This window comes from Bacillus sp. TL12, from assembly GCF_022625245.1.
Lineage (GTDB): Bacteria > Bacillota > Bacilli > Bacillales > Bacillaceae_G > Bacillus_A.
The window spans coordinates 39,788-63,379 of sequence record NZ_JAJJBY010000014.1 but is presented as its reverse complement, the minus strand read 5'-3'; the positions used below and the strand labels follow the sequence as shown (position 1 = coordinate 63,379).

At 36.9% G+C, this 23,592-nt stretch carries 19 protein-coding genes and 3 pseudogenes; all 22 read right to left on the bottom strand.

Going from position 1 to position 23,592, the window contains the following annotated elements:
• Positions 1-89: 89 nt before the first annotated feature.
• The 22 genes and pseudogenes from LOK41_RS15065 to LOK41_RS14960 all read right to left on the bottom strand — a co-directional run bounded on the left by LOK41_RS15065 (position 90) and on the right by LOK41_RS14960 (position 23,375).
• The gene (locus LOK41_RS15065) at positions 90-521 is read right to left on the bottom strand and encodes a YlbF/YmcA family competence regulator (RefSeq protein WP_174102197.1); all 432 of its coding nucleotides are present in this window, start codon (positions 519-521) and stop codon (positions 90-92) included.
• A gap of 3 nt (positions 522-524) precedes the next feature.
• Positions 525-2,054, bottom strand: coding sequence for a tRNA (N6-isopentenyl adenosine(37)-C2)-methylthiotransferase MiaB (gene miaB / locus LOK41_RS15060; RefSeq protein WP_174102198.1), 1,530 nt, complete (start codon positions 2,052-2,054; stop codon positions 525-527).
• 402 nt (positions 2,055-2,456) lie between these two features.
• Positions 2,457-3,323 (bottom strand): 2-oxoacid:ferredoxin oxidoreductase subunit beta, encoded by an 867-nt coding sequence (locus tag LOK41_RS15055; protein ID WP_174102199.1) that lies wholly within the window; start codon positions 3,321-3,323, stop codon positions 2,457-2,459.
• Complete coding sequence (locus tag LOK41_RS15050) at positions 3,310-5,067, bottom strand: 2-oxoacid:acceptor oxidoreductase subunit alpha (protein ID WP_241817242.1); 1,758 nt, start codon at positions 5,065-5,067, stop codon at positions 3,310-3,312. The genes LOK41_RS15055 and LOK41_RS15050 overlap by 14 nt, the downstream gene beginning before the upstream one ends.
• Positions 5,068-5,326: 259 nt before the next feature.
• On the bottom strand, positions 5,327-6,289 hold the full coding sequence (locus LOK41_RS15045) for a dipeptidase (RefSeq protein ID WP_241817296.1): 963 nt from the start codon (positions 6,287-6,289) through the stop codon (positions 5,327-5,329).
• Between the two features lie 23 nt (positions 6,290-6,312).
• Positions 6,313-6,573, bottom strand: coding sequence for a stage V sporulation protein SpoVS (spoVS, locus tag LOK41_RS15040; protein WP_000404341.1), 261 nt, complete (start codon positions 6,571-6,573; stop codon positions 6,313-6,315).
• Between the two features lie 148 nt (positions 6,574-6,721).
• A complete protein-coding gene (locus LOK41_RS15035; RefSeq protein WP_241817241.1) occupies positions 6,722-7,516 on the bottom strand; it encodes a TIGR00282 family metallophosphoesterase in 795 nt (264 codons plus the stop codon).
• A 393-nt stretch (positions 7,517-7,909) separates the two neighbouring features.
• On the bottom strand, positions 7,910-9,472 hold the full coding sequence (gene rny, locus LOK41_RS15030) for a ribonuclease Y (RefSeq protein WP_000099780.1): 1,563 nt from the start codon (positions 9,470-9,472) through the stop codon (positions 7,910-7,912).
• Between the two features lie 432 nt (positions 9,473-9,904).
• A pseudogene (locus LOK41_RS15025) lies at positions 9,905-10,327 on the bottom strand (recombinase RecA family protein); the annotation flags it as partial.
• 270 nt (positions 10,328-10,597) lie between these two features.
• Positions 10,598-11,221: pseudogene (locus LOK41_RS15020) on the bottom strand (PDDEXK family nuclease).
• Between the two features lie 97 nt (positions 11,222-11,318).
• Positions 11,319-11,927 (bottom strand): annotated as a pseudogene (recA, locus tag LOK41_RS15015) (recombinase RecA); the annotation flags it as partial.
• Positions 11,928-12,072: 145 nt separating this feature from the next.
• Complete coding sequence (locus LOK41_RS15010) at positions 12,073-13,311, bottom strand: competence/damage-inducible protein A (RefSeq protein WP_241817240.1); 1,239 nt, start codon at positions 13,309-13,311, stop codon at positions 12,073-12,075.
• A gap of 20 nt (positions 13,312-13,331) precedes the next feature.
• Positions 13,332-13,910 (bottom strand): CDP-diacylglycerol--glycerol-3-phosphate 3-phosphatidyltransferase, encoded by a 579-nt coding sequence (pgsA, locus tag LOK41_RS15005; RefSeq protein WP_241817239.1) that lies wholly within the window; start codon positions 13,908-13,910, stop codon positions 13,332-13,334.
• Positions 13,911-13,974: 64 nt separating this feature from the next.
• On the bottom strand, positions 13,975-14,901 hold the full coding sequence (locus LOK41_RS15000; protein WP_241817238.1) for a helix-turn-helix domain-containing protein: 927 nt from the start codon (positions 14,899-14,901) through the stop codon (positions 13,975-13,977).
• A gap of 12 nt (positions 14,902-14,913) precedes the next feature.
• Positions 14,914-15,699 (bottom strand): DUF3388 domain-containing protein, encoded by a 786-nt coding sequence (locus tag LOK41_RS14995; RefSeq protein ID WP_042979321.1) that lies wholly within the window; start codon positions 15,697-15,699, stop codon positions 14,914-14,916.
• Between the two features lie 138 nt (positions 15,700-15,837).
• Positions 15,838-16,086 carry a DUF3243 domain-containing protein gene (locus LOK41_RS14990; RefSeq protein ID WP_000114454.1) on the bottom strand — a complete coding sequence of 83 codons (249 nt, stop codon included), beginning with the start codon at positions 16,084-16,086 and terminating at the stop codon, positions 15,838-15,840.
• Positions 16,087-16,165: 79 nt separating this feature from the next.
• Positions 16,166-16,879, bottom strand: coding sequence for an elongation factor P 5-aminopentanone reductase (gene ymfI, locus LOK41_RS14985; RefSeq protein WP_241817237.1), 714 nt, complete (start codon positions 16,877-16,879; stop codon positions 16,166-16,168).
• A gap of 188 nt (positions 16,880-17,067) precedes the next feature.
• Complete coding sequence (yfmH, locus tag LOK41_RS14980) at positions 17,068-18,354, bottom strand: EF-P 5-aminopentanol modification-associated protein YfmH (RefSeq protein WP_241817236.1); 1,287 nt, start codon at positions 18,352-18,354, stop codon at positions 17,068-17,070.
• Positions 18,355-19,629, bottom strand: coding sequence for an EF-P 5-aminopentanol modification-associated protein YfmF (yfmF, locus tag LOK41_RS14975; protein ID WP_241817235.1), 1,275 nt, complete (start codon positions 19,627-19,629; stop codon positions 18,355-18,357).
• A 202-nt stretch (positions 19,630-19,831) separates the two neighbouring features.
• A complete protein-coding gene (locus tag LOK41_RS14970) occupies positions 19,832-20,791 on the bottom strand; it encodes an ABC transporter permease (protein ID WP_174102208.1) in 960 nt (319 codons plus the stop codon).
• Positions 20,792-21,850, bottom strand: a complete 1,059-nt coding sequence (locus LOK41_RS14965; protein ID WP_241817234.1) for an ABC transporter permease — start codon at positions 21,848-21,850, stop codon at positions 20,792-20,794.
• Positions 21,843-23,375, bottom strand: coding sequence for an ABC transporter ATP-binding protein (locus tag LOK41_RS14960; RefSeq protein WP_241817233.1), 1,533 nt, complete (start codon positions 23,373-23,375; stop codon positions 21,843-21,845). The genes LOK41_RS14965 and LOK41_RS14960 overlap by 8 nt, the downstream gene beginning before the upstream one ends.
• Positions 23,376-23,592: the final 217 nt, after the last annotated feature.

Genomic DNA, 23,592 nt, shown 5'->3' with positions numbered 1-23,592 from the left:
TGACAATAGCGGAATGTGTCATTCTTTTTTTGACAAAAGACTATAGAGTTGAATAAAAATAAAAAAGAGATGCCTATAAGGCATCTCTCCTAACAACCACAATTCCCTTTTTTACTCTCTATTTCAGCACCGGTTTCACCTTTTAACACATTACCACCAGTTGAAATTAAAATTTCATCCGTTACGTTATTAGAAATGGTACTTGCTACAAGTTGCAGTAAATCATTTACATATGTTTGTGAAGATTTGAATTCCTGTACAACCGGAATGCTATCCAGTTTATCTTGCAAGGCGTCTATTTCCGCTTCTACTTTTTTCAACGCTTCCCATTTACCATAATGTTGTAAGTTTACAGCTTGTTTTTGCAGTGCCTTAATTTCATCAATTGCACGTTTCACATTTTCATTTTTATGAATTTGTGCTTCTGCACGTTTAAAGAAATCCACTTCTTCTGTTTCAGAAATCATTTTCGCTAATTCTTTCGCTTGCTCGACAATTTCATCTTTTGTATAAATCTTCATCTATTATTTCACCTCGATCGGCTCCTCAACCAATTCCCCGTTTAGAGACCAAGTTTTTGCTTCCGTTACTTTTACTTTTACAAGCTGACCGATTGCAGATTTTGGAGCTACGAAGTTTACAAGCTTATTAGTACGTGTATAACCTGCAAGCACATCAGGATTATTTTTACTCTCTCCATCAACTAATACTTCAACAATTTGACCTACATATCGTTTATTCTTTTCCATAGAATATTCATTCACTAATGTATTTAAGCGTTGCAAACGCTCTTTTTTTACTTCCATCGGTACATTATCCTTCATTTTTGCAGCAGGTGTACCTTCACGTGGAGAATAAATAAATGTAAATGCACTATCAAAACCTACTTCACGATATAACGACATCGTTTCTTCAAACTGCTCGTCTGTTTCATTTGGGAAACCAACGATAATATCAGTTGTTAATACTGCATTCGGAATCGTTTCTTTAATTTTACGTACAAGTTCTAAATAATGCTCCCGTGAATATTTACGTGCCATAATTTTTAGCATATCTGTACTTCCCGATTGCACTGGTAAGTGGATATGTTCAACTAAATTACCGCCTTTTCCAAGCACCTCAATTAAGTGATCATCGAAATCACGTGGGTGACTTGTTGTAAAGCGAACACGTGCTATATCAATCTTACGAAGTTCATCCATTAAATCGCCAAGACCATATTCTAAATCTTCAAAGTCTTTACCATATGCGTTCACATTTTGACCAAGCAGCGTAATTTCTTTATATCCATTTGCCGCTAAATGACGAATTTCATTAATAATATCCTCTGGGCGACGACTACGTTCTTTACCGCGTGTATATGGTACGATGCAATATGTACAAAATTTGTCGCATCCATACATAATATTTACCCATGCTTTAATATCGCCACGACGTACTTTCGGAAGATTTTCAATTACATCTCCTTCTTTAGACCAAACCTCAACAACTGTCGCTTTTGAGAACATCGCATCTTTTAAAATGTACGGCAAGCGATGAATATTATGTGTACCAAATACCATATCTACATGCTGATTTTTTTGCATAATTTTGTTTACAACAGATTCTTCCTGAGACATACAACCACACACACCGATTAAAAGATCAGGGTTTCTTTGTTTTAATGGTTTTAAATGACCAAGTTCCCCAAATACTTTATTCTCAGCATTTTCACGAATGGCACAAGTATTTAATAGAATCACGTCTGCATCTTCTGTCGAAAATGTTGGTTCATATCCAAGCGCTGTAAAAATACCAGCCATTACTTCCGTATCATGCTCATTCATTTGACATCCGTAAGTACGGATATAAAACTTTCTTCCAGCACCAAAGTTACGAAACTCTTCTGGCAAACCAAAATCACGCTCAATTTTCACTTCTTCTTTCCCGCGTTTTTTCGCATCCTTCAAGGAAGGTGGCTGATATACACTTTCAAAGTATTTACTATAATCTTTTTCTTCTTTTTTCATAGAAGAATTCGCTTGTTGACTTGCTAATCGTTGTTGCTCGTTCATGGGTAATCTCCTTTCAACCTTAACTATACACACTCTGTAGTCCATTTTAATGACAATCAGACCCATCTTAAAGATTAGAATAGTTTGAGAGATAGCTTACCCCTTGAAATTCAAGTAATCGATCTAACCATCCATAAGAATAGGGTCTTCCCGACACGAATAGACATTCCCTTTTTTGTTGTTTTAACCTTGTCCTTTTAAAAAGCATATTGCTTTATTCCTATACACACTACCATAGTATAAAGTGTTTAGCCAAATTTAACAACAAAGAGACCGTATCATACCCACATACTACAGCACACAAACCAACTTTTCTAACAAGACGATACTTTTATTATTTTAACATTCTGAATTTTTCTGGTAAACAAAAAAAGCTGCCGTTAAGCAGCTTTTTTATTACGATTACATAAATTCAGCAACAAGTTCATCGAACATTTTTTGATCCATTTGTAAGTCTGCTTGCACTAAAGGCTTTTCGCTATATCCCTTTACAAGCTCTTGGTAAGAAGGCTGCTCTGTGTTTTGATAAATTAAGCCCGTTACTAAACCTTTGTTTTCCATTAACGTTTGCATAGCAATCATACGATTAGATGGATCGTATCCTTCTACTGTGCTGAGTTTTGTTAAATTCTCTTTAAACCAGTCATACGTATTTATTTTATTATAAGTTACACATGGGCTAAATACGTTAATTAATGAGAACCCTTTATGCTGAATACCAGCTTCAATCAGCTGTGTTAATTCTTTTAAATCACTAGAGAAACTTTGAGCAACAAATGTCGCACCAGCTGTTAATGCCATTTCCATTACAGATAAAGCTGGCTCAATTGAACCTTGTGGTGTACTTTTCGTTTTAAATCCCGCTTCACTACGTGGTGAAGTTTGACCTTTTGTTAAACCGTAAATTTGGTTATCCATAACGATGTACGTAATGTCAATGTTACGACGAATGGAATGAATGGTATGTCCCATACCGATCGCAAAACCATCTCCATCACCACCAGATGCGATAACTGTTAAATCACGGTTTGCCATTTTTACCCCTTGTGCTATTGGAAGTGCACGTCCATGAATACTATGAACGCCATATGAATTAATATAGCCTGAAATACGACCTGAACAGCCGATACCTGAAATAACAGCTAACTCATCTGGATTTAAACCAACGTTCGCAGCTGCACGTTGAATTGCCGCTTGCACTGAGAAGTCACCGCAACCTGGACACCAGTTTGGTTTTACGCTGTTACGAAAGTCCTTAAATGTTGCCATTTAATACAACCCCTTTTTTGCATTCGTTGTAAATTTCTTTTGGTAAGAATGGATTTCCGTCGTATTTTAACAGACTAGAAATTTTCTCTCCATTACCAAGATTCATTTTCATAATGTTAGCAAGCTGACCTGTTGCATTATTTTCCACAACAACAACGCGCTTTGCACCCTTCACAAGGGGAAGGATTTCATGTGTTGGGAACGGATGAATTAAACGGACGTGAGCATGATTTACTTTTAATCCTTCTTGCTCTAAACGCTCCATCGCTTCTTCAATTGCACCACGAGTAGAGTTAAAACCTACTAATAATACATCAGCGTCATCATGCTTGGCATTTTTGTATACAGGGGTATTAAATTTTAAATTCTCCATTTTACGGAAACGTTTGTCCATTTGTGCTTTACGATTCAGTGCTGATTCAGATGGTTTACCAGTTTCATCGTGTTCTACGCCTGTAACATGGTGAACACCATTTTTCATGCCAGGTAAAACGCGTGGTGAAATACCATCTTCTGTCACTTCGTAACGTTTAAAGTAAGCTTTATTTTCACGCTCTGGTAACTCTGCTTGTAAGTCAAGTTTACCGCGGCGAATTTCTACTCGGTCTAACTTCAGTGGTTCTACCGTTTGTTTCCCTAAAGAAAGCTGTAAGTCTGTTAAGAAAATAACAGGGACTTGATATTCTTCTGCTAAGTTAAACGCTTCGACAATGTCATAAAATGCTTCTTCAACAGTACTTGGTGCCATTACGATTTTTGGAATTTCACCGTGTGTACCGTAAATCATTGCCATTAAATCTGATTGCTCTTGTTTTGTTGGCAAACCAGTACTTGGACCACCACGCTGGGTATCAACGATAACAAGCGGTGTTTCTGTAATACCAGCTAAACCAATTGCTTCCATCATTAAAGATAAACCAGGCCCTGCTGATGCAGTTAGCGTACGTACACCGGCATAGTTTGCACCAATTGCCATTGTACAAGCGGCGATTTCATCCTCTGTTTGGATGACTGTTCCGCCTACCTTAGGAAGTTTTTTAATTAAATATTCCATAATTTCGGATGCAGGTGTAATCGGGTATGCTGACATAAAGCGTGCACCACCAGCTACTGCCCCGAATGCAATTGCATCGTTACCGATCATAAACATACGTTTTTGACCATCAGCTTTTTCAAGCTGCATCATGTTTACTTTCTCACCAAGTAATTCTTTCATATATTGAGAGCCTTGCTTAATTGCTTCCATATTCTTCGCAACAACTTGCTCTCCTTTGCGACCGAAAATTTCATCAACAACTTCTAAATATACAGTTTCATCTAATCCTAATACTGCACTAGATGCCCCGACAGCAACCATGTTTTTCATTAACGATGTACCTAGCTCAGAAGCAATATCTGTAAATGGTATTGCGTATAGATTTACATCTGAATTTTCTGGTATAGTTGGATTAAATTTTGCATCTGCAACAACAATTCCACCTGGTCGTAGCTCATGGAAGTTAAAATCAATTGTTTCTTGATCAAAAGCAATTAAAATATCTAAATCATCTGATATCGCGCGCACTTCAGTTGTACTTACGCGAATTTTATTATTAGTATGACCACCCTTAATTCGTGATGAAAAGTGGCGGTAACCGTAAAGGTAATACCCTAAGCGGTTTAATGCAATACAGAAAATTTCTCCTGTACTTTCAATTCCTTCACCTTGTTGTCCTCCAACTTTCCATGAAAGTTGACTAATCATCTCCTACACCCCTTTTGGCTGCATTCATTGTAGTGTATTTTTTTACAGTATTAGTGTAGCACTTTTTATACAAAGAAACTACAATGGACGCAAATTATACCTCTTCAGATTTCCCTGAATGTTTTGCGTAATCTTAATTCGTCTACAATTCTAGCCTTACAATGAAAAAAATGCAATAATTTGGCTTGATTTTTTATTTGAATTTTTTAATTTTTCTAAATTTTTATCCTCAAATTAAAATACATTATAAAATAGGTAACTAGAAAGAAATATGATTAATGAAATTATCATATAAAAAGCTTTGAACATGCCTTTCACTGTATCGTTTACTCAGTTCATTGATTACATTTTCATAACGCCGATATGCTTCCACACCGACAACCGTTTCTGTGATACCATCAAAATCCGAACCAAATCCTATATTACACTCTCCTCCAAGTGAACAAATGCGTTCCACATGCCGTAATATGTCATCCATATAAGCAGGCCTATGATTAGTTAAAAACTCTGGAACAAATGTTACACCAATTACACCATCTTTTTGAATAAGTGCTTGTACTTGTTCATCTTTCAGATTACGCGGGTGTTGACAAAGCCCATAGCAATTTGAATGTGACGCAATTGGATATTGAGCAATTTCCATCACATCCCAAAAACCTTTTTCATTTAAATGAGACACATCTGTCCATAAACGAAACGCATTCAATTCTTCTACAACTTTCTTACCAAATGTAGTAAGTCCTGCTCCTCTTGTTTCCAACGCTCCATCAGCTAATAAATTCGCATGATTCCACGTGAGTCCCATAGATCGAACTCCTAAACGATAGAGCGTGCGTAATTTGATCATTTCTTTTCCAATTGCTTCGCCTCCTTCTAATGTTAAAATGGCACCAATTTCGTTTGCTCCTAACTGCTCTATATCTTTTTTTGTCTGAATCAATCTCATGCTCGGCAACGATAAAATCTGGTTATAAAATATATCTATCATAGATAACGCAGCTTCAAAACGTCGCTCATACGAAACGCTTTCAGGTACGTATATCGCAAAGCATTGTATGCTTCCTTTTCTTTTTTCCAATTGTTCAAATGTAATATGTAGAGACGGATCATTTTGAAAATTCTTCTTTCCTTTTGCATTCCATAATTGCCATAGTACATCACAGTGTGCATCAAACACTTTCACTTTTATTCCTCCTTCCCCATAAAAACAACCTGTTTGCATGGAAGCAAACAGGTTGTTCAAACTTAACGAGGTTCTACAATTAATTTTATTGCTGTACGTTCTTCACCATCAATCATAATGTCTGTAAAAGCTGGGATACAAATCAAATCCAAACCACTAGGCGCTACAAACCCTCTTGCAATTGCTACTGCCTTCACGGCTTGATTTAATGCACCTGCGCCAATAGCTTGGATTTCTGCTGTTCCGCGTTCGCGAATAACCCCAGCAAGTGCACCGGCTACAGAGTTAGGGACCGAAGTTGCTTTAACTTTTAATATTTCCATTCCTCGTTTCCTCCTCGTTTCTTTAAAAAGTATTAGCGATTATTTCACTTTAACTTATATTCACGAGGAAAGACATGTATTCCTGCTAAATTCCTGTAATTTTTCTAAAAAATTAAAATATAATGTTTTTTCTAACTTTTAAAAGATATTATTCGAAAAATGGCTGATCATCATTAATTAAAATACGTTCAATCTTCTTCGCTTTTCCTGTATTTGGATCCACATCAATTAATACTGCACTTAACTGTGTTCTTCCGTTTGTTACTTCAAAACGTACAGGTAAATTCGTTAAAAACTTCTTCAGTACAGCTTCACGATCCATACCTAAAATCCCATCATATGGACCAGTCATTCCAACATCTGTAATGTAAGCTGTTCCGCTTGGTAAAATACGATTATCTGCTGTTGGAACATGTGTATGTGTCCCTACTACTGCTGTAGCACGTCCATCTACATACCAACCAAGTGCTTGTTTTTCACTTGTTGTCTCAGCATGAAAATCAATAAAGATAATATTCGTGCGCTTTTTTGCAATATTAATTAATTCATCCACTTTTCGGAATGGACAATCAATTGGAGGAAGGAACGTACGCCCTTGTAAGTTAATTACCGCTACTTCTGTACCGTTACAATTTACAAAAATAAGTCCTTTTCCTGGTGTCCCCTCTGGGAAATTAGCTGGTCTTGCAAGATATTTTGCATCATCTATAAATTCAAATACCTCACGATTATCCCAAGCATGATTCCCAAGCGTAACTGCTTGTGCACCACACTCTAAAAAGTTTCGGTAAATTTTCTCTGTAATACCACGACCACCCGCAGCATTTTCTCCATTAATAATTGTTACTGTAGGCGTATATTTTTTCTTTAACCCTGGTACGTATTGTTGAATCATACCTCTTCCAGGGGATCCTACTACATCTCCAACAAATAATATTCTCATATCCATTACCCTTCCTATGTACTATATAAATACAAATTAAAAAACAACATAAAACCCTTCTTTTTAGATGGGAGAGCGCATCCAGCCATGCATAGGAGCGGCCAGATCCTTTTCCTGCCCCATGCCAAGTGAAAACAAAAAGAAAAAACGAGTACAGATTACCTTTTGTTATCCATTAGCCGTGGCTTATACGTCGAAAAATCAAAATGGATTTATATACTTATTTTATTACTACCTTACAAGTTGTTTACTTATAAGAAAAACAAACTGCTCATTTAAACTTTTCTTCTATTCTAGCCAATTAGAATTGAAATCGAATAAAGGTGATTTACAAACGCTTTATTTTATATTACCCAATTCCAACACAAAAAAATAAAGTGGTATTTCACCACTTTATTTTGCGTATTCCACTGCACGTGTTTCACGAATAACTGTTACTTTAATATGTCCTGGATAATCCAGTTCATTTTCAATACGTTTTCGGATATCACGTGCTAAACGATGAGCTTCTAAATCATCGATTGTATCTGGTTTTACCAAGATGCGAACTTCGCGTCCTGCTTGAATTGCAAAGGATTTCTCCACTCCTTCATAGGATTCTGAAATCTCTTCTAACTTTTCAAGACGGCGAATATAGTTTTCCAATGTCTCACTACGAGCTCCTGGTCTTGCAGCTGATAGCGCATCCGCTGCTGCAACTAAAACTGCAATAATGGAAGTTGGCTCTGTATCACCATGGTGAGATGCGATACTGTTAATAACAACTGGATGCTCTTTATATTTCGTTGCGAGTTCAACACCAATTTCAACGTGACTGCCTTCTACTTCATGGTCAATTGCTTTTCCGATATCATGCAATAGACCTGCACGTCTCGCTAGCTTTTCGTCCTCGCCAAGCTCCGCTGCCATAAGTCCTGCTAAATACGCTACTTCCATAGAGTGTTTTAACACATTTTGACCATAACTTGTACGGAATTTCAAACGACCTAAAATCTTGATTAAATCTGGATGTAATCCATGTACACCCACTTCAAATGTCGTTTGTTCTCCCACTTCACGAATATACTCATCCACTTCACGTCTTGATTTCTCAACCATTTCCTCAATACGCGCTGGGTGAATACGTCCATCCTGAACGAGCTTATCAAGAGCGATACGAGCTGTTTCACGACGAATTGGATCAAATCCTGATAGGATTACCGCTTCTGGCGTATCATCAATAATAAGGTCAATACCCGTTAACGTTTCTAACGTACGAATATTACGTCCTTCTCGTCCGATGATACGTCCTTTCATTTCGTCATTTGGAAGATTTACAACCGAAACGGTTGTTTCAGCAACATGATCAGCTGCACATCTTTGCATTGCAAGAGATAAAATCTCTTTTGCTTTCTTATCCGCCTCTTCTTTCGCACGAACTTCACTTTCTTTTACCATAACGGCAATTTCATGAGAAATTTCACTTTCCACTTTTCCTAAAATGATTGCTTTCGCTTGTTCGCGTGTCAGATTGGAAATGCGCTCTAATTCCGTTTGTTGCTTTTGAACTAACTCTCCCACTTTGCTTTCCAACTCTTCAATCTGTTGTTGTCTCGCTACAAGAGATTCCTCTTTCTTTTCTAACATTTGCTCGCGTTTATCGAGCGTCTCGTCTTTACGATCAAGGTTCTCTTCTTTTTGCATTAAACGATTTTCTTGTTTTTGTAATTCGCTTCTACGGTCACGAATTTCTAATTCAGCTTCTGTACGAAGTGTATGAATTTCATCCTTTGCTTCTAAAAGCGCTTCTTTCTTAAGTGCCTCTGCTTCGCGATTTGCATCTTCTAAAATGCGTCTCGCTTCGTTTGCTGCACCATTAATCTTCGCTTCTGCAATAGACTTTCGAACAAAAAAGCCAACAACTGCACCGACTGTTGCAAGCAAAATGGAGATGAGTACCCAAACTGTACTACTCATGATTTCACCTCCCCTTGCTATGAATGAAAAAAGACTGTCGGCATGTACATTGATTTGCAACGTACAGCAAAGACCGTCGCCCCGCTTTTTTAAGGGACTTTCTTCATTTCACAATTAAAATGTCATATTATTATTTCGAAAAGGTATAGAACCTACTCCGAATGTTACTTCTCTTCTAGAGAAGAGTGTATCGTATATAAGAAAAAATATACATTCTCATTGTATCTATCGCATTTTTCATTGTCAAGCGTTGTCTACTTTTACTTTCTTTACCTTTGTCATGAAAATCTTCTTTTAACGAAGAAAGTTTATATTCACCAATGATGCCAGCCCTTACCAAATCAATTTGCATATGTGAGAGTACCTTAACAAAAAAACTCATTACATATTATTGCAGGATAAAAAATAAAAGACACGAAATCGTGTCTTTTATTAGTCAAGAAGAGTTCCTTCTTCTGTGCTCTCAGTTGCAGCATCTTCACCAATCCCATGATGTTCACGAATGAAGAATGCAATTTCATCCGTAAGTTCTGGATTTTCTTTTAAGAATTGCTTTGAGTTTTCACGTCCTTGTCCCAAGCGCTCTTCATTATAAGAATACCAAGCACCACTTTTTTGGACAATATCCAGTTCAGAAGCCATATCTAAAATTTCACCCTGTCTTGAAATCCCTTCTCCGTACATAATATCAACTTCAGCCACACGGAAAGGCGGTGCCACTTTATTTTTTACCACTTTTATTTTTGTTTTATTACCCACAATGTCATTACCTTGCTTTAATTGCTCAGCACGACGCACTTCGAGACGAACTGTTGAATAGAATTTCAACGCACGACCACCTGGAGTTGTTTCTGGCGTAATCTATAGATTTTCCATTTCTATAGTATGGACTATCTCTTCATCTCCTCATAGAGAGCCTTGCACTTCCAGCAGGAGCCTATCTTCTGCCGTACCCTACTCAGTTAACTAAAAAGTCCTTTTCGGTAGTCTCTACACCTTCCTCATATAAACATGAAGCTTGGCACGGTATTACCCTGATATTATGGAGGGCTTCACCGTTAGCAGCTATTTAAATAGCTACACCCTTAGGCAATAAGGTTCACAAGGTTTTTTAACATGCTATCACTAGCAAGGGAAACCCATAGTAAACTCCTTAATCTTTTGTATTACTTTTTCTTTATTCGCTAATTCTTCTTCATATACAACGAGATATTTATAAAAATTTTCCTGCATAAATAAAGTTTTTCGTTTATCCCGCTCTTTGACTTTTTTTAGTGAATGTGACCATTTCCCATGGACATCTAGACAATATTTTCTACCTAAATAGAAATCAACAGACCACTTATCAATTCTTTTTTGTTTAACAAATGCTAAATCAAGGTTTAACAGCATTTGTTCAACTTGCTGTTAAATTAAAGTATCGTAATTTTTCTTCCTAACCTTTACATTTAGCTCTTTTCTTCTTTTGGCCACACATGTATCTGTCACGCCATACTTAGCTGCAATTTCAACATGTGTTAAATATGGATTTTTTAACTCTCGCTCAACTTCCATAGTTTGAGGCAGGTAGATTTTTTTATGTCTAACTCTTTTAATTCCGAGTAATTTTAAAATCTCACCAACTCGCCTTTCATCTATGTTAATTTCTTTGCCAATGTCTTTCAATTTTCTATCGGCATGTTGCGCAATAAAATCCACTTGCCATTGCTCTATATTTCGATAAGTTCTGTTTCCCACTGTCACTGTCACTTTAACCTCTCCTCATAAGAAATTTTCTTATTAAGGTTTATATGAAGAAGACAATAAAGATTAAAACGTAACACTCTGATTAAGCAACTTGTAGTTGATTTCCAAACATAACCCCAACTTTTTCACGAATTTGGTTAATGAAGATTGCAATTGTTTTTGATTTGTTAATCGCACCAGAAAGCTTACGAAGTGCTTGTGACATTAAACGCGCTTGTAAACCGACGTGAGAGTCACCCATTTCCCCTTCGATTTCTGCTTTTGGTACAAGAGCTGCTACAGAGTCAATTACGATGATATCGATCGCACCGCTTCGTACTAATGCTTCTGCGATTTCTAAACCTTGTTCTCCTGTATCAGGCTGTGATAATAATAACTCATCAATATTAACACCTAACTTTTGTGCATATACTGGATCCATCGCATGTTCTGCATCAATAAATGCTGCTTGTCCACCTTGGCGTTGCACTTCTGCAATCGCATGTAAGGAAACCGTTGTTTTACCTGAGCTTTCAGGTCCGTAGATTTCAATAATACGGCCTCGCGGATAACCACCAACACCTAAAGCTACATCAAGTGCTAACGAACCACTTGGTACTGTAGAAACTCTACGTTCTGCCTGTTCTCCTAATTTCATAATGGAACCTTTACCGAATTGCTTCTCTATTTGTTTCAACGCCATATCTAATGCCGCTTGACGATCACTCATTCAAAATTCCTCCTTAACTGAATTGCTAATCTTATTATACCTATTTTCATATCAATTTGCCAACAAAAATCGAACATTTATTCGATTTTTTTTATTTTCTATAGAAGAATGTATGATTTTTCAGTACAAAAAAGCTAGAAGAGGGTTAAAGCTCTTCTAGCTTTTTATACAAATGATAAAATCCATATTTTACAGAGCGTTCTCGGATTTGCTGACGACTTCCACTTAATATGAGAGGATATACAAGCGTAGGTTCATCCTTGATTGATAGACCTACAAAAACAGTCCCCGGTTCTTTATTTTCTGAAGCATCTGGTCCCGCCACTCCAGTAAAGCTAATTCCAATATCCGCCTTCAATTGTGCCTTTACATTTTCAGCAAGATAACGAGCACATTGTTCACTTACAGCACCTACTGTTTGCAGTACTTCTACAGGCACTTGCAACATATGTTGCTTCACATCATTATGATAGCAGATGACTCCACCTTTAAATACAGAGGAAACACCCGCATTTTCTGTTACTTGATTTCCGAATAGCCCGCCTGTTAAACTTTCTGCACAAGCTAAAGTCAAACCTTTTTTCTTTAATAAATCAATCGCTTTATTATGAAGAAAATCTTGATTATATCCGTAGAAAAACTCTCCTACTCTTTCTAAAATCAAATCCTCCGTCTGCTGTATAAGCGCTTCTGCTTTCTTTACATCTTGATGTTTAGCAGTTAAACGAAGCGTTACTTCTCCATCCGAAGCAAGTGGTGCAATCGTCGGGTTTGTTTGATTATCTATTAAATCTTGAACTTTCACCTCAAGTTGGGATTCTCCAATGCCGAAAAAACGAAGAACACGAGAATATATTTGCTCTTCAGTTGTAAATGTACGTAAAAACGGCTCTACATAGCTCGTATACATCGGTTTCATTTCTTTTGGTGGACCAGGTAATAAAACATACACCTTTTCGTTCTTAGCTAAGCCCATCCCTGGTGCCATACCATGATCATTTGCAAATACAGTCGAGCCTTTTAAAACAAGTGCTTGTTTCTTATTATTTTCTGTGAATTCACGTCCTGTGCGTTTAAAGTACTCGCCAATTGACGTTAATGCCACTTCATCATAAACAAGTTCTTCTTGTAAGGTTGAAGCAATGGTTTCTTTCGTTAAATCATCTTTTGTCGGTCCTAATCCACCAGTAAAAATGAGAATATCTGCACGCTTCTCAGCAATTTGAATCGCTTCTTGTAAACGATGATTATTATCACCCACAACAGTATGATAATACACATTCATTCCGATGGAAGCTAACTTTTCAGATAAAAACTTCGCATTTGTATTTGTAATTTGTCCGAGTAACAATTCTGTTCCAACCGCAATAATTTCGGCATTCATTCCGATTCCCCCGTAAGCTGTTATTTTGAATTTACAAAAGCAGCTTTATTTTTCCAGAAATAATCCCAGCCAGAAATAACTGTAAAGATAAGTGCAATCCATATGAAAATATCCGCAACCGGAATATGGATTAAATTTAACGGCACATCATGCAATAAATATGCTGAGATCGCAATAATTTGTGTCCATGTTTTAATTTTCCCTAGCATATTGGCTGCAACAACCTCACCAGTTCCAGCCAATATAAGACGTAATCCTGTTACAGCAAACTCACGGCTAATGATTACAATAACAATCCAAGATGGAACATATTGCATTTCTACTAATGTAATAAGCGCTGCTGAAACAAGTAACTTATCAGCTAAAGGATCAAGAAACTTACCTAGATTCGTTACGAGATTATACTTTCTTGCATAATGTCCATCAATCCAATCTGTAGCTGAAGCAACAATAAAAATGATTGCCCCTACTAAATGCTGAATTGGTAAATCTACATTTCCAACTGTATATGTTCCCCAGTTAAAAGGAGCTAACATAATTACTAAAAAAATTGGAATTAAGCAGATTCGAGATATTGTAATTTTATTTGGTAAATTCACAGCTATTCCTCCATCATGTCAAAAACATTTGTTCATTGGAAAAAAGTCATCGAAGCGATGACTGTTATTGTGCAGGTTGCCCTATCCCTAGATTTTTAATCACTAATCTTTGGTGATATTCCTTTTCTGGATCTAATGGGAAAGCAACAACTTGGCCATTCAGTTTAATTTCAACATTCGGTGCACTTCCAATGTTGAGAAGTACTTCTTTTGCTGTTGTTAAATCATGTTTTTCTGTTTGACCTTCTTGAAGTGTACCATTAAAAACGACACTTCCACCTTCATTTTTAATGTCTACATAACTTGCACCCTTCGCTGTAATTTCTAACTCCAGCGCTTTATTATTATGAATTTCCAAAGTAGATACCTTTCCACTTGTTCCAACAACCTTCACTTCTTCTTGTCCAGCAGGCGGTTGTTGTGCTGGTGGTTCTTCTTTCTTTGGCTCTTCTTTTTTAGTTTCTTCTTTTTTAGGCTCTTCTGCTTTTACTTCTTCTTTCTTTTCATCAAGCGGAGAATTTTTCGCCTTCTGTACTTCTATTTGTTCGCTTTTACTTTGTTTTACTTGTCCTTCATCTTTTCCCGCTAACCATTGGAAAACAAACCACACTACTACTCCTACTGCAATTACCAATAATGCAATTAATATTTTAGGCATATGATCTGCTATTGGAAGCGATGCTGCTTTTTGCATCGTTTCTTGCGTCTTTTGACTTTTTGATACTTGCGGTACATCACGAGATTCAGATTGTGGTATTACACTTTGATACTCTACAAGTAACTCTTCTCCGTTCAAACCAACCGCGTCCGCATATTGTTTAATAAATGCACGTGCATAAAATGCACCAGGCAATATACTATAATCGCCCTCTTCAATTGTTATTAAATAACGTTTTTGAATTTTCGTAACCTCATGTAGCTGATCAATAGACAAGCCATTCGCTTCTCTTGCTTCCTTCAGCTTTTGTCCTAATTCCGTCACTACTAACACCTCAATATTTCTTTAAAAGTCAAACATAGAGAAATTATTTTGCGCTCCTTGCTCAATTTCATCTACTAAATTATATTGAATTTCTTCATCATAATCGTTACGCAATTCAATAATATAATCAAAATCATCAAGTGTATATTCTGATTGACTCACAAATACATCTGGATGTTCGACAACTTTAGTTGCGGGTAATCTCATAATTTCACGAACGAGCTGCCAATGCCTTTCATTCGCACGCTTTGTTGAAACAATGCCATCTAATATAAAAATATTATCGTCACTATACTCATCTTCAATTAATTGACTACGTACAGTTTGTTTAATAAGAGTAGACGAAACAAAAAGCCAACGCTTATTTGCACAAACGCTTGCAGCAACGATAGATTCTGTTTTTCCAACGCGAGGCATTCCTCTTATCCCGATAAGTTTATGTCCTTCTTTTTTCATAAGTTCTGCCATAAAATCAACGAGTAACCCGAGTTCATCACGTACAAAACGAAATGTTTTCTTATCATCTGCATCTCGCTGTATGTACCTACCGTGCCTAACTGCCAACCTATCTCTGAGCTTTGGCGGACGATATTTCGTTACCGTTATATTATCCATCGTATTCAAAATTGATTCAAGTCTAGAGATTTGCTCTTGATTATCACACATAAGCAATAATCCACGCCGAGCATTATCTACACCATTAATTGTGACAATATTAATGCCAAGCATACCGATTAACGAAGAAACGTCACCAAGCAAGCCAGGTCGGTTTTTATGTATTTCATACTCAAAATACCATTCAATCATCAGACGTCACTCCCCTTGCTTACTTTACACCTACGTACTATATTATATGATTTTACGTTAATAGGGAAGATAAATGTATAATTGAAGCATGGTATTTTCAATACCTAAAAAAAAGAGAGGATTTTCTCCTCTCTTTTTTTACTTATGCTGTACAAACTTTACCATTAAATTAGCGATTGTATGTTGTTCTTGTTCATCAGCGACTTTCCAAAGCTCCGCCAATAATTTTTCTTGATCATTTCGTGCCTCTACTTCATTTGCCAAATAATCCCCTACACGGAAGGCCATATCTGAAACTGCACCACCATCAAGTCCTTTTCCTTGTGCCTGTTCTAAGCGCTCTCCTAAAAAGCTTTTCCACTGGTCAAAATTATCTAGTACTGACATGATTAAGCACCTCACTATTAAGTAATCGAATCATGCTTAATTTGTGCAATTCCTCATTTTTTATGTACAATTTTTTACTTTAACAATGCCAGCCGCCATTCACTCCAATAATTTGTCCTGTTATATACGAAGACCCTGGTGATACAAGGAATGAAACAGTTTTTGCCACTTCTTCTGGAAATCCAATCCTTCCAATTGGAATCTCTTCTGCAATTCCTTGCTTGTCCTCTTCTGAAAACACACTTAACATTTCCGTCTCTATTGCTCCTGGTGCCACTGCATTTACACGTATACCACTTAGCGCAACCTCTTTTGCAAGTGCTTTTACATATGAATTTTGTGCACCTTTTACCATTGAATATAGCACCTCACAAGAAGCTCCTACTTGTCCCCATATAGAGGAAATAACAACGATATTTCCTCTTCGTAGGCGAATCATCGATGGAAGCGCAAATGAAAAAAGATTATAGACGCTCTTCACCTGCAATTCCATCATCTCATTCAATTGCTCATTCGCCACATCTGTCACTAAACCAAATATACTTTTTCCAGCTGCATACACAATAACATCAAGAGAATGATGGATTTGTGCCCAGAGCTTTTGCACACCATCTGGCGTAGCCAAATTAGCTCGAACTGGAATAATGGCACCTAGCTCATGCTTTAATCCATTTATTTTTTCTACACTCTTGTTGTAATGAACATACACCGTATAACCATCTTCAACTAATTGTTTTGAAATTGCAGAGCCGATTCCTCCGCTTCCTCCAGTCACTAATGCAAACTTTTTCATATATACCCTCTCTTATCTTTCCTCTACAGAAAAACTCTTTCAAATCACTAATCTTGTCATGTATTCACAAACAAATAATACCCCTCACCTTACAATTCAGCAATAGCCAAAAGGTTAGATGAGGGGATACACTGTCCATAAAGTTTTAAATCGTAAGGCTGAAAAGCCTCACTTATTCATGTTTCATTTTATTTCTTCGGCAAGACTTGACAAATACTCATTCTTTCTTCAGATAAAAATACTTTTGCTGCTTCTTGTAAATCTTGAACAGTTAAGCCCTCTAAAACGGAAAGAGCATCAAACAAACTAGATTCATTAAACGCATACCTTGTGAATTGATTTGCAATGTATTCAGGTGAGTTAAGCGAGCGTAAGAAGCCACCAATTTTCTTTTTCTTTACACGCTCTAGCGTCTTCTCATCTAACTCATTATAATCAGTCTGCAATAAAATACCTTTCAAGCGATCGGCTAGCTCATCCGGCTGTTTCGTGTCGCCACCAACCATCGCAAAACCAAAGTTACTTTCTTCTGTATAATCATAAGAGAATGAATCATCAATGAGCCCTTCATTATATAATGACTCATAATGCGCTGATCCCTTCCCAAATAAATAATCCAAAAGTAATGTAAGCGCAATCTCTTGTTTTAAAAGTTCTTGCCCTTTTTCTTTAAGCCCAGTCGCTTTAATACCGATTAAACATTTCGGTGTCTGAACAGGCATAGAAATAATTTTTTTCTTTTCATTTACTGCTTCTGGTTCGTCTTCAAATGAACGTACGATTTCTGGTTGATTTTTATAATCTTTTTTCGCCTGGTTTTCACGTACCAAATTCATTGTTTTTTCTGGATCAATCGCACCTACAACAAATAACAACATGTTACTCGGATGATAGAATGTTTCATAACATTCATACAATAAGTCTTTTGTAATTTTACTAATGGATTCAATCGTTCCTGCAATATCAATTTTAATTGGATGTTTAACAAATAAACTATCGATTAAACCAAAATACAAACGCCAATCTGGGTTATCTTGATACATTTGAATTTCTTGGCCGATAATACCTTTTTCTTTTTCAACTGTTTTTTCGGAAAAATACGGCTCTTGAACGAAATTTAATAATGTATTTAAATTTTGTTCTACATTTGATGTACAAGAAAACAAGTACGCTGTTCTCGTAAATGACGTAAAAGCATTCGCAGAAGCCCCTTGCTTACTAAACAACTGAAATGCATCATGGTCTTCCTTTTCAAACAATTTATGCTCAAGGAAGTGAGCAATTCCATCTGGCACCCGAACCATTTCCTCTTTTCCAAGTGGAACAAACGTATTATCAACGGAGCCATATTTTGTTGTAAATGTCGCAAAAGTTTTGTTAAATCCTTGCTTTGGCAATATATATACATCTAATCCATTTGGAAGCTTTTCATAATACAGCGTTTCTTTTAATTGTTCATAAGAAATTTTCTCCACCTATTCTCCCTCCGTTCCGTGTAAAAAGTAAATCGTATCTAACTCAATGTTATTAGAAACCTTTACAATCTCCTCTTTCGTAACACGTTCAATCCCACTTAACCATTCTTCTACCGGACGCGTGTGCCCTGCAATGACGCCATGATAAAGCATTTCTACGAAACCACGCGGTGTATCAATTGCCTCTAAAATTTGGTTTTGAATAACGCTTTTCGTTTGGTGAATCTCTTCTTCTGAAAAATCACCGCTTTGCATCGCTTTCATTTGCTCTTTAATAATCTCGACCGCTTTTTCATAATTTTTCGCCTCAATTCCTGACATAACAAAAAGAAGACCTTTATGGCTTTCGAAACGCGATGCTGCATAATACGCTAAACTATTTTTTTCGCGCACATTGACAAATAATTTTGAGTGGGAAAATCCGCCAAATAACCCGTTAAACAGCTGCAATGCAAAATAATCTTCATCACGATACGTAATAAATGTACGATATCCAATATTTAATTTACTTTGCTTTAACTCTTGTTTTTCGACAATTTCTTGTTCCACATTATTGCGCTTATGAAGGATGACATTTTTCTCTGTTGCTGCACGAGGTGCAATTGCAAAGTATTTACCTACTAGGTCAATCGCATCCTCAGCTATGTCACCTATGATATATAGATCCATTTCATCTTCCGCCAACACCTTCTGATAATAGCGATATAAAGTTTCATTCGTAATGGAGGCAACACGCTCTTTTTGACCATTTGCACTTAAACGATATGCTTCTACTTTACACATTTCTTCAATTAATCGTTCATTTGCGTAGCGCATTTTATCATCATATGTAGCCTCAATTCTTTGTACGAGCGCTCTTTTTTCACTTTCTACAATTGATTGTAAAAAGCCGTTTCCTTCGGTTGCTGGATGTAATACAATATCAGACAGCATAGACAGTGCCTTTTCAAAGAGTGGCGGTGCATCCTGTAAATATGTTTCATTGGCAATATCCACATAAATAGAGACGATATGATCTTCCCCTTTTTTACTTACATCTACCGCTAGGGAAGAACCGTACAATTCCTCTAAATATTGACGAAGACGAATTACGGATGGTAATTTTTCTGTTGCACTTTGTAATACATATGGTAATAAAGCACGCTCTGTCACCGTTTCTTCATTCAATGGCGCTTTAAAGCGAAATACAAATGTATTTGTTTTATATTTATCTGTCGGAATGATATGTACACGCAAACCACCTAATTCATGCATTTGCTGTTCCATCAGTTTCATTAATAGCCCTCCTTTACGTATATAGGAATATTCCTCTTCAATATACAGTTTTTAGAAACAAAAAATCAAATTTTCTCCCCTATCTACTTTTTCCTCAAACAGTTTACCAATTAAAGAGAGAAAGAAAATTTCTGTATTAAGCATATTCTATGTAAAAAAGCCCGCACTAATGTGCGAGCTTTTTTACATACTTTTAAAACGCTTATCTTTTCCCTTTTTCATACGGTGTCCCAAGTGCCTTTGGAGCTTCTGAACGTCCAACAAAACCAACAAGCGCTAGAATCGTGAACACATATGGTAATATTGTTAAGAAAACACTTGGAATTTCTTTTAATACAGGAATTGTCCCACCAGTTACTCCAAGAGATTGAGCAAATCCAAAGAATAAAGCTGCTCCAAGCGCTCCGAGTGGATTCCATTTACCAAAGATCATAGCTGCTAATGCCAAGAAACCTTGTCCTGTAATTGTTGCTCCTGAGAAGTTATTCGAGATTGACATTGCAAAAACTGCCCCACCAACTCCCGCGAACATTCCTGAAATACAAACAGCAAGATAACGCATTTTATATACATTAATCCCCATTGTATCTGCTGCCATCGGATGCTCACCAACCGCACGAAGGCGAAGGCCAAACGGCGTTTTATAAATAATATACCAAACGACAAATGCTAAAATAATGGCGATATACGATGTTAACGGTACATTTGAGAAAAGGATTTTTCCGATAACCGGAATATCCGAAAGACCTGGAACATCAATTTTTTCAATACGATATTGAATAAAATCAGTTTGCCCTTTGCCAAATATCTTCTTAATCGCAAACACTGTTAAACCAAGGGCCAAAAAGTTGATGGCAACACCACTAACAACTTGATCCGCACGGAACGTAATCGATGCAACTGCATGAAGAAGTGCAAATAATCCGCCACCAATCGCTGCAAAAATAAGCGCAATCCATGGAGTCATTGTTCCCCATGTATCTCCCATTAACAACGTTGTTACTATACCAATAAACGCACCAAATAACATTAATCCTTCTAATGCAATATTTACAACACCAGAACGTTCACTAAACACTCCACCTAGTGCTGTAAAAATAAGAGGTGCTGCCGTATATAATGTACCTGTCACAAGAATGGCTAAAATATCTAAGAAGCTCATTTATTTCCCCTCCTTGCTCATGCGAGTAAGTGCCCATCTTAAAACATAACTACATGCAACAAAGAAGATAATACATGCAATAATTACGTTAATTAGCTCTGATGGAACATCAGCTTCAAAGTTCATTTGCGGCGCTGCACTTTTCAAACCACCAAATAATAAAGCTGCAAGTAAAATACCAAATGGATTATTTCCACCCAGAAGTGCTACTGCAATTCCATCAAATCCAATTCCAGTAAATGAAGACATCGCCGTCATATTTTGAAATGTCCCAAGCCCTTCCATTGCACCACCAATTCCAGCAAATGCACCTGCAATTGTCATGGATAAGACAACATTTCGAGACACTTTCATACCCGCATACTGAGAAGCATGTTGGTTAAATCCAACTGATTTCAATTCATATCCTAAAGTTGTTCGGTCTAATAAGAACCACATCAAAATAGCAACCACAATCGCAACGATAATCCCCCAATGAAGACGGGATCCATCTGTAATAGAAGATAACCATTCTGATGATAATGAGGCACTAGCCTGAATATCATATGACTTCTCATTCGCTTCATGTAAAAATCGCTTAATCAAGTCATATGTAACATAAAGAGCGATATAGTTCATCATAATTGTAACGATAACTTCATTTACTTTAAATTTACCCTTTAAGTACCCTGGAATAAATCCCCATAATCCACCAACTACAGCTGCAACTAATATAGATAATGGGATATGTAAAAATGCTGGTAAAGACACCGCATACCCAAACCAAACAGCCGCAAGCCACCCAACTAATAGTTGCCCTTCCACTCCGATATTAAATAATCCTGTACGAAATGCGAATGCAACAGACAAACCAGCTAAAACAAGTGGAATCATTGTCCGAAGCGTTTCACCTATAGCTTGCGGATTTCCAACCATCCCTTCCCATAACGCTACATAGCCAACAATTGGATCATATCCACTAACTACCATTACAATGGCTCCAACAATCAAACCAAAAATAACGGACAACACAGGTACTAAAATATTAATTGTTCGCTCCGTTAAAAACTTTTTAGCCATTTGTATTCACCTTCTCTTCCCCTGTTCCACCAGCCATTAACAGACCTAGTTGCTGTTCATTCGTTTCTTTTGCATTCACAATTGCAACAATTTTCCCTTCATAAATAACCGCAACACGGTCACTCACATTTAAAATCTCATCGAGTTCTAAGGATAGAAGAAGCACTGCTTTTCCTTTATCTCTCTGTTCGATTAATTTTTTATGAATAAATTCAATTGCCCCTACATCTAAACCACGGGTCGGCTGCGCTGCAATTAATAAATCCGGGTCACGATCTACTTCCCGTGCGATAATTGCCTTTTGTTGATTCCCACCAGATAGAGCACGTGCTAACGTTTGTTCACTAGGTGTGCGCACATCAAACTGTTCGATTAAAGCTTTGGCTTTCTCCGTAATTTTAGTAAAATTCAAAATCCCTTTTTTCGAAAATTGATTTTTATAATACGTTTGCAATACCATATTATCTCTAACAGAAAAATCAAGAACAAGCCCATGCTTATGACGGTCTTCTGGAATGTGACCAATCCCCTCTTCTGTAACGCGTCTAACTGGCCAATTTGTTATTTCTTTCCCTTTAATTGCAATAGAACCTGACTCAACTTTTCGTAAACCAGTAATCGCTTCTATAAGTTCACTTTGTCCATTCCCATCAATCCCTGCAATACCGACAATTTCTCCTGCACGAACAGTTAAGTCAAGGCCTTTTACAGCAGGCAATTGGCGTGCATCATAAACCACAAGGTTTGCAATGGAAAGTACATCTTCCTTAGGTTTTGCGTCCAATTTCTCTGTTTTAAAATTCACTTGACGTCCGACCATTAATTCTGCAAGTTTATGTTCATTTGTATTTGCAACGTCAACAGTTCCAATCCCTTTTCCTTTTCGAATGATTGTACAACGATCACAAACTTCCATAATTTCTTTTAACTTATGTGTAATAAGAATAATAGATTTACCTTCTTTTACAAGCTTTTTCATAATTTGAATGAGCTCATGAATTTCTTGAGGAGTTAACACTGCCGTCGGTTCATCAAATATTAAAATTTCCGCCCCTCGATAGAGCGTTTTTAAAATCTCAACACGCTGCTGCATACCGACCGAAATATCCTCAATCTTCGCATATGGATCTACTGCTAAACCGTATTGTTCAGATAACTGTTTAATCTCTTTTGCAGCGTCATCAATAGCAATCTTCCCTTTTTTCTTCGGTTCATTTCCAAGAATGATATTCTCTGTAACTGTAAAATTATGAACGAGCATAAAATGTTGATGAACCATACCAATTCCATAGTCATTTGCAATGTTCGGATTTGTAATTTTCACAGGATTTCCTTTAATTCTAATTTCTCCCTGCTCTGGCTGATACAAACCGAATAACACGTTCATTAACGTCGATTTTCCTGCACCATTTTCTCCCAGTAAAGCATGTATTTCTCCCTGTTTTACTTGTAGCGTAATATCATCATTTGCTACAATGCCTGGGAATACCTTTGTAATATTATTCATCTCAATTACGTATTCCATATTGTTCCTCCTTTTAACTGGGAACATTCCCCTATTACACTCTATTAAAAACAGCTTTATATATAAATCTGATTCGATTTTCCAACATATAAATTGCGGCTATAAAAAGCAAAAAGAGACCTCCACTCATTTTCTCTTTCTGTTTTCACATGGCACGGGGCAAAAAAAGGAACTGACCGCTTCTATCCACCGGCGGATCCTCTCTACCACCTAAAAG

Coding starts and splice junctions, on each gene's coding strand:
- LOK41_RS15055 (WP_174102199.1), bottom strand. CDS start 3,323: ATGGCAACATTTAAGGACTTTCGTAACAGCGTAAAACCAAACTGGTGT.
- LOK41_RS15050 (WP_241817242.1), bottom strand. CDS start 5,067: ATGATTAGTCAACTTTCATGGAAAGTTGGAGGACAACAAGGTGAAGGA.
- LOK41_RS15010 (WP_241817240.1), bottom strand. CDS start 13,311: ATGAATGCCGAAATTATTGCGGTTGGAACAGAATTGTTACTCGGACAA.
- rny (WP_000099780.1), bottom strand. CDS start 9,472: ATGAGTAGTACAGTTTGGGTACTCATCTCCATTTTGCTTGCAACAGTC.
- miaB (WP_174102198.1), bottom strand. CDS start 2,054: ATGAACGAGCAACAACGATTAGCAAGTCAACAAGCGAATTCTTCTATG.
- LOK41_RS14965 (WP_241817234.1), bottom strand. CDS start 21,850: ATGGCTAAAAAGTTTTTAACGGAGCGAACAATTAATATTTTAGTACCT.
- spoVS (WP_000404341.1), bottom strand. CDS start 6,573: ATGGAAATATTAAAAGTTAAAGCAACTTCGGTCCCTAACTCTGTAGCC.
- ymfI (WP_241817237.1), bottom strand. CDS start 16,879: ATGAAAAAGTTTGCATTAGTGACTGGAGGAAGCGGAGGAATCGGCTCT.
- LOK41_RS15065 (WP_174102197.1), bottom strand. CDS start 521: ATGAAGATTTATACAAAAGATGAAATTGTCGAGCAAGCGAAAGAATTA.
- LOK41_RS14995 (WP_042979321.1), bottom strand. CDS start 15,699: ATGATTGAATGGTATTTTGAGTATGAAATACATAAAAACCGACCTGGC.
- LOK41_RS14970 (WP_174102208.1), bottom strand. CDS start 20,791: ATGAGCTTCTTAGATATTTTAGCCATTCTTGTGACAGGTACATTATAT.
- LOK41_RS15035 (WP_241817241.1), bottom strand. CDS start 7,516: ATGAGAATATTATTTGTTGGAGATGTAGTAGGATCCCCTGGAAGAGGT.
- yfmF (WP_241817235.1), bottom strand. CDS start 19,629: ATGAAACTGATGGAACAGCAAATGCATGAATTAGGTGGTTTGCGTGTA.
- LOK41_RS14960 (WP_241817233.1), bottom strand. CDS start 23,375: ATGGAATACGTAATTGAGATGAATAATATTACAAAGGTATTCCCAGGC.
- LOK41_RS14990 (WP_000114454.1), bottom strand. CDS start 16,086: ATGTCAGTACTAGATAATTTTGACCAGTGGAAAAGCTTTTTAGGAGAG.
- LOK41_RS15045 (WP_241817296.1), bottom strand. CDS start 6,289: ATGCAAACAGGTTGTTTTTATGGGGAAGGAGGAATAAAAGTGAAAGTG.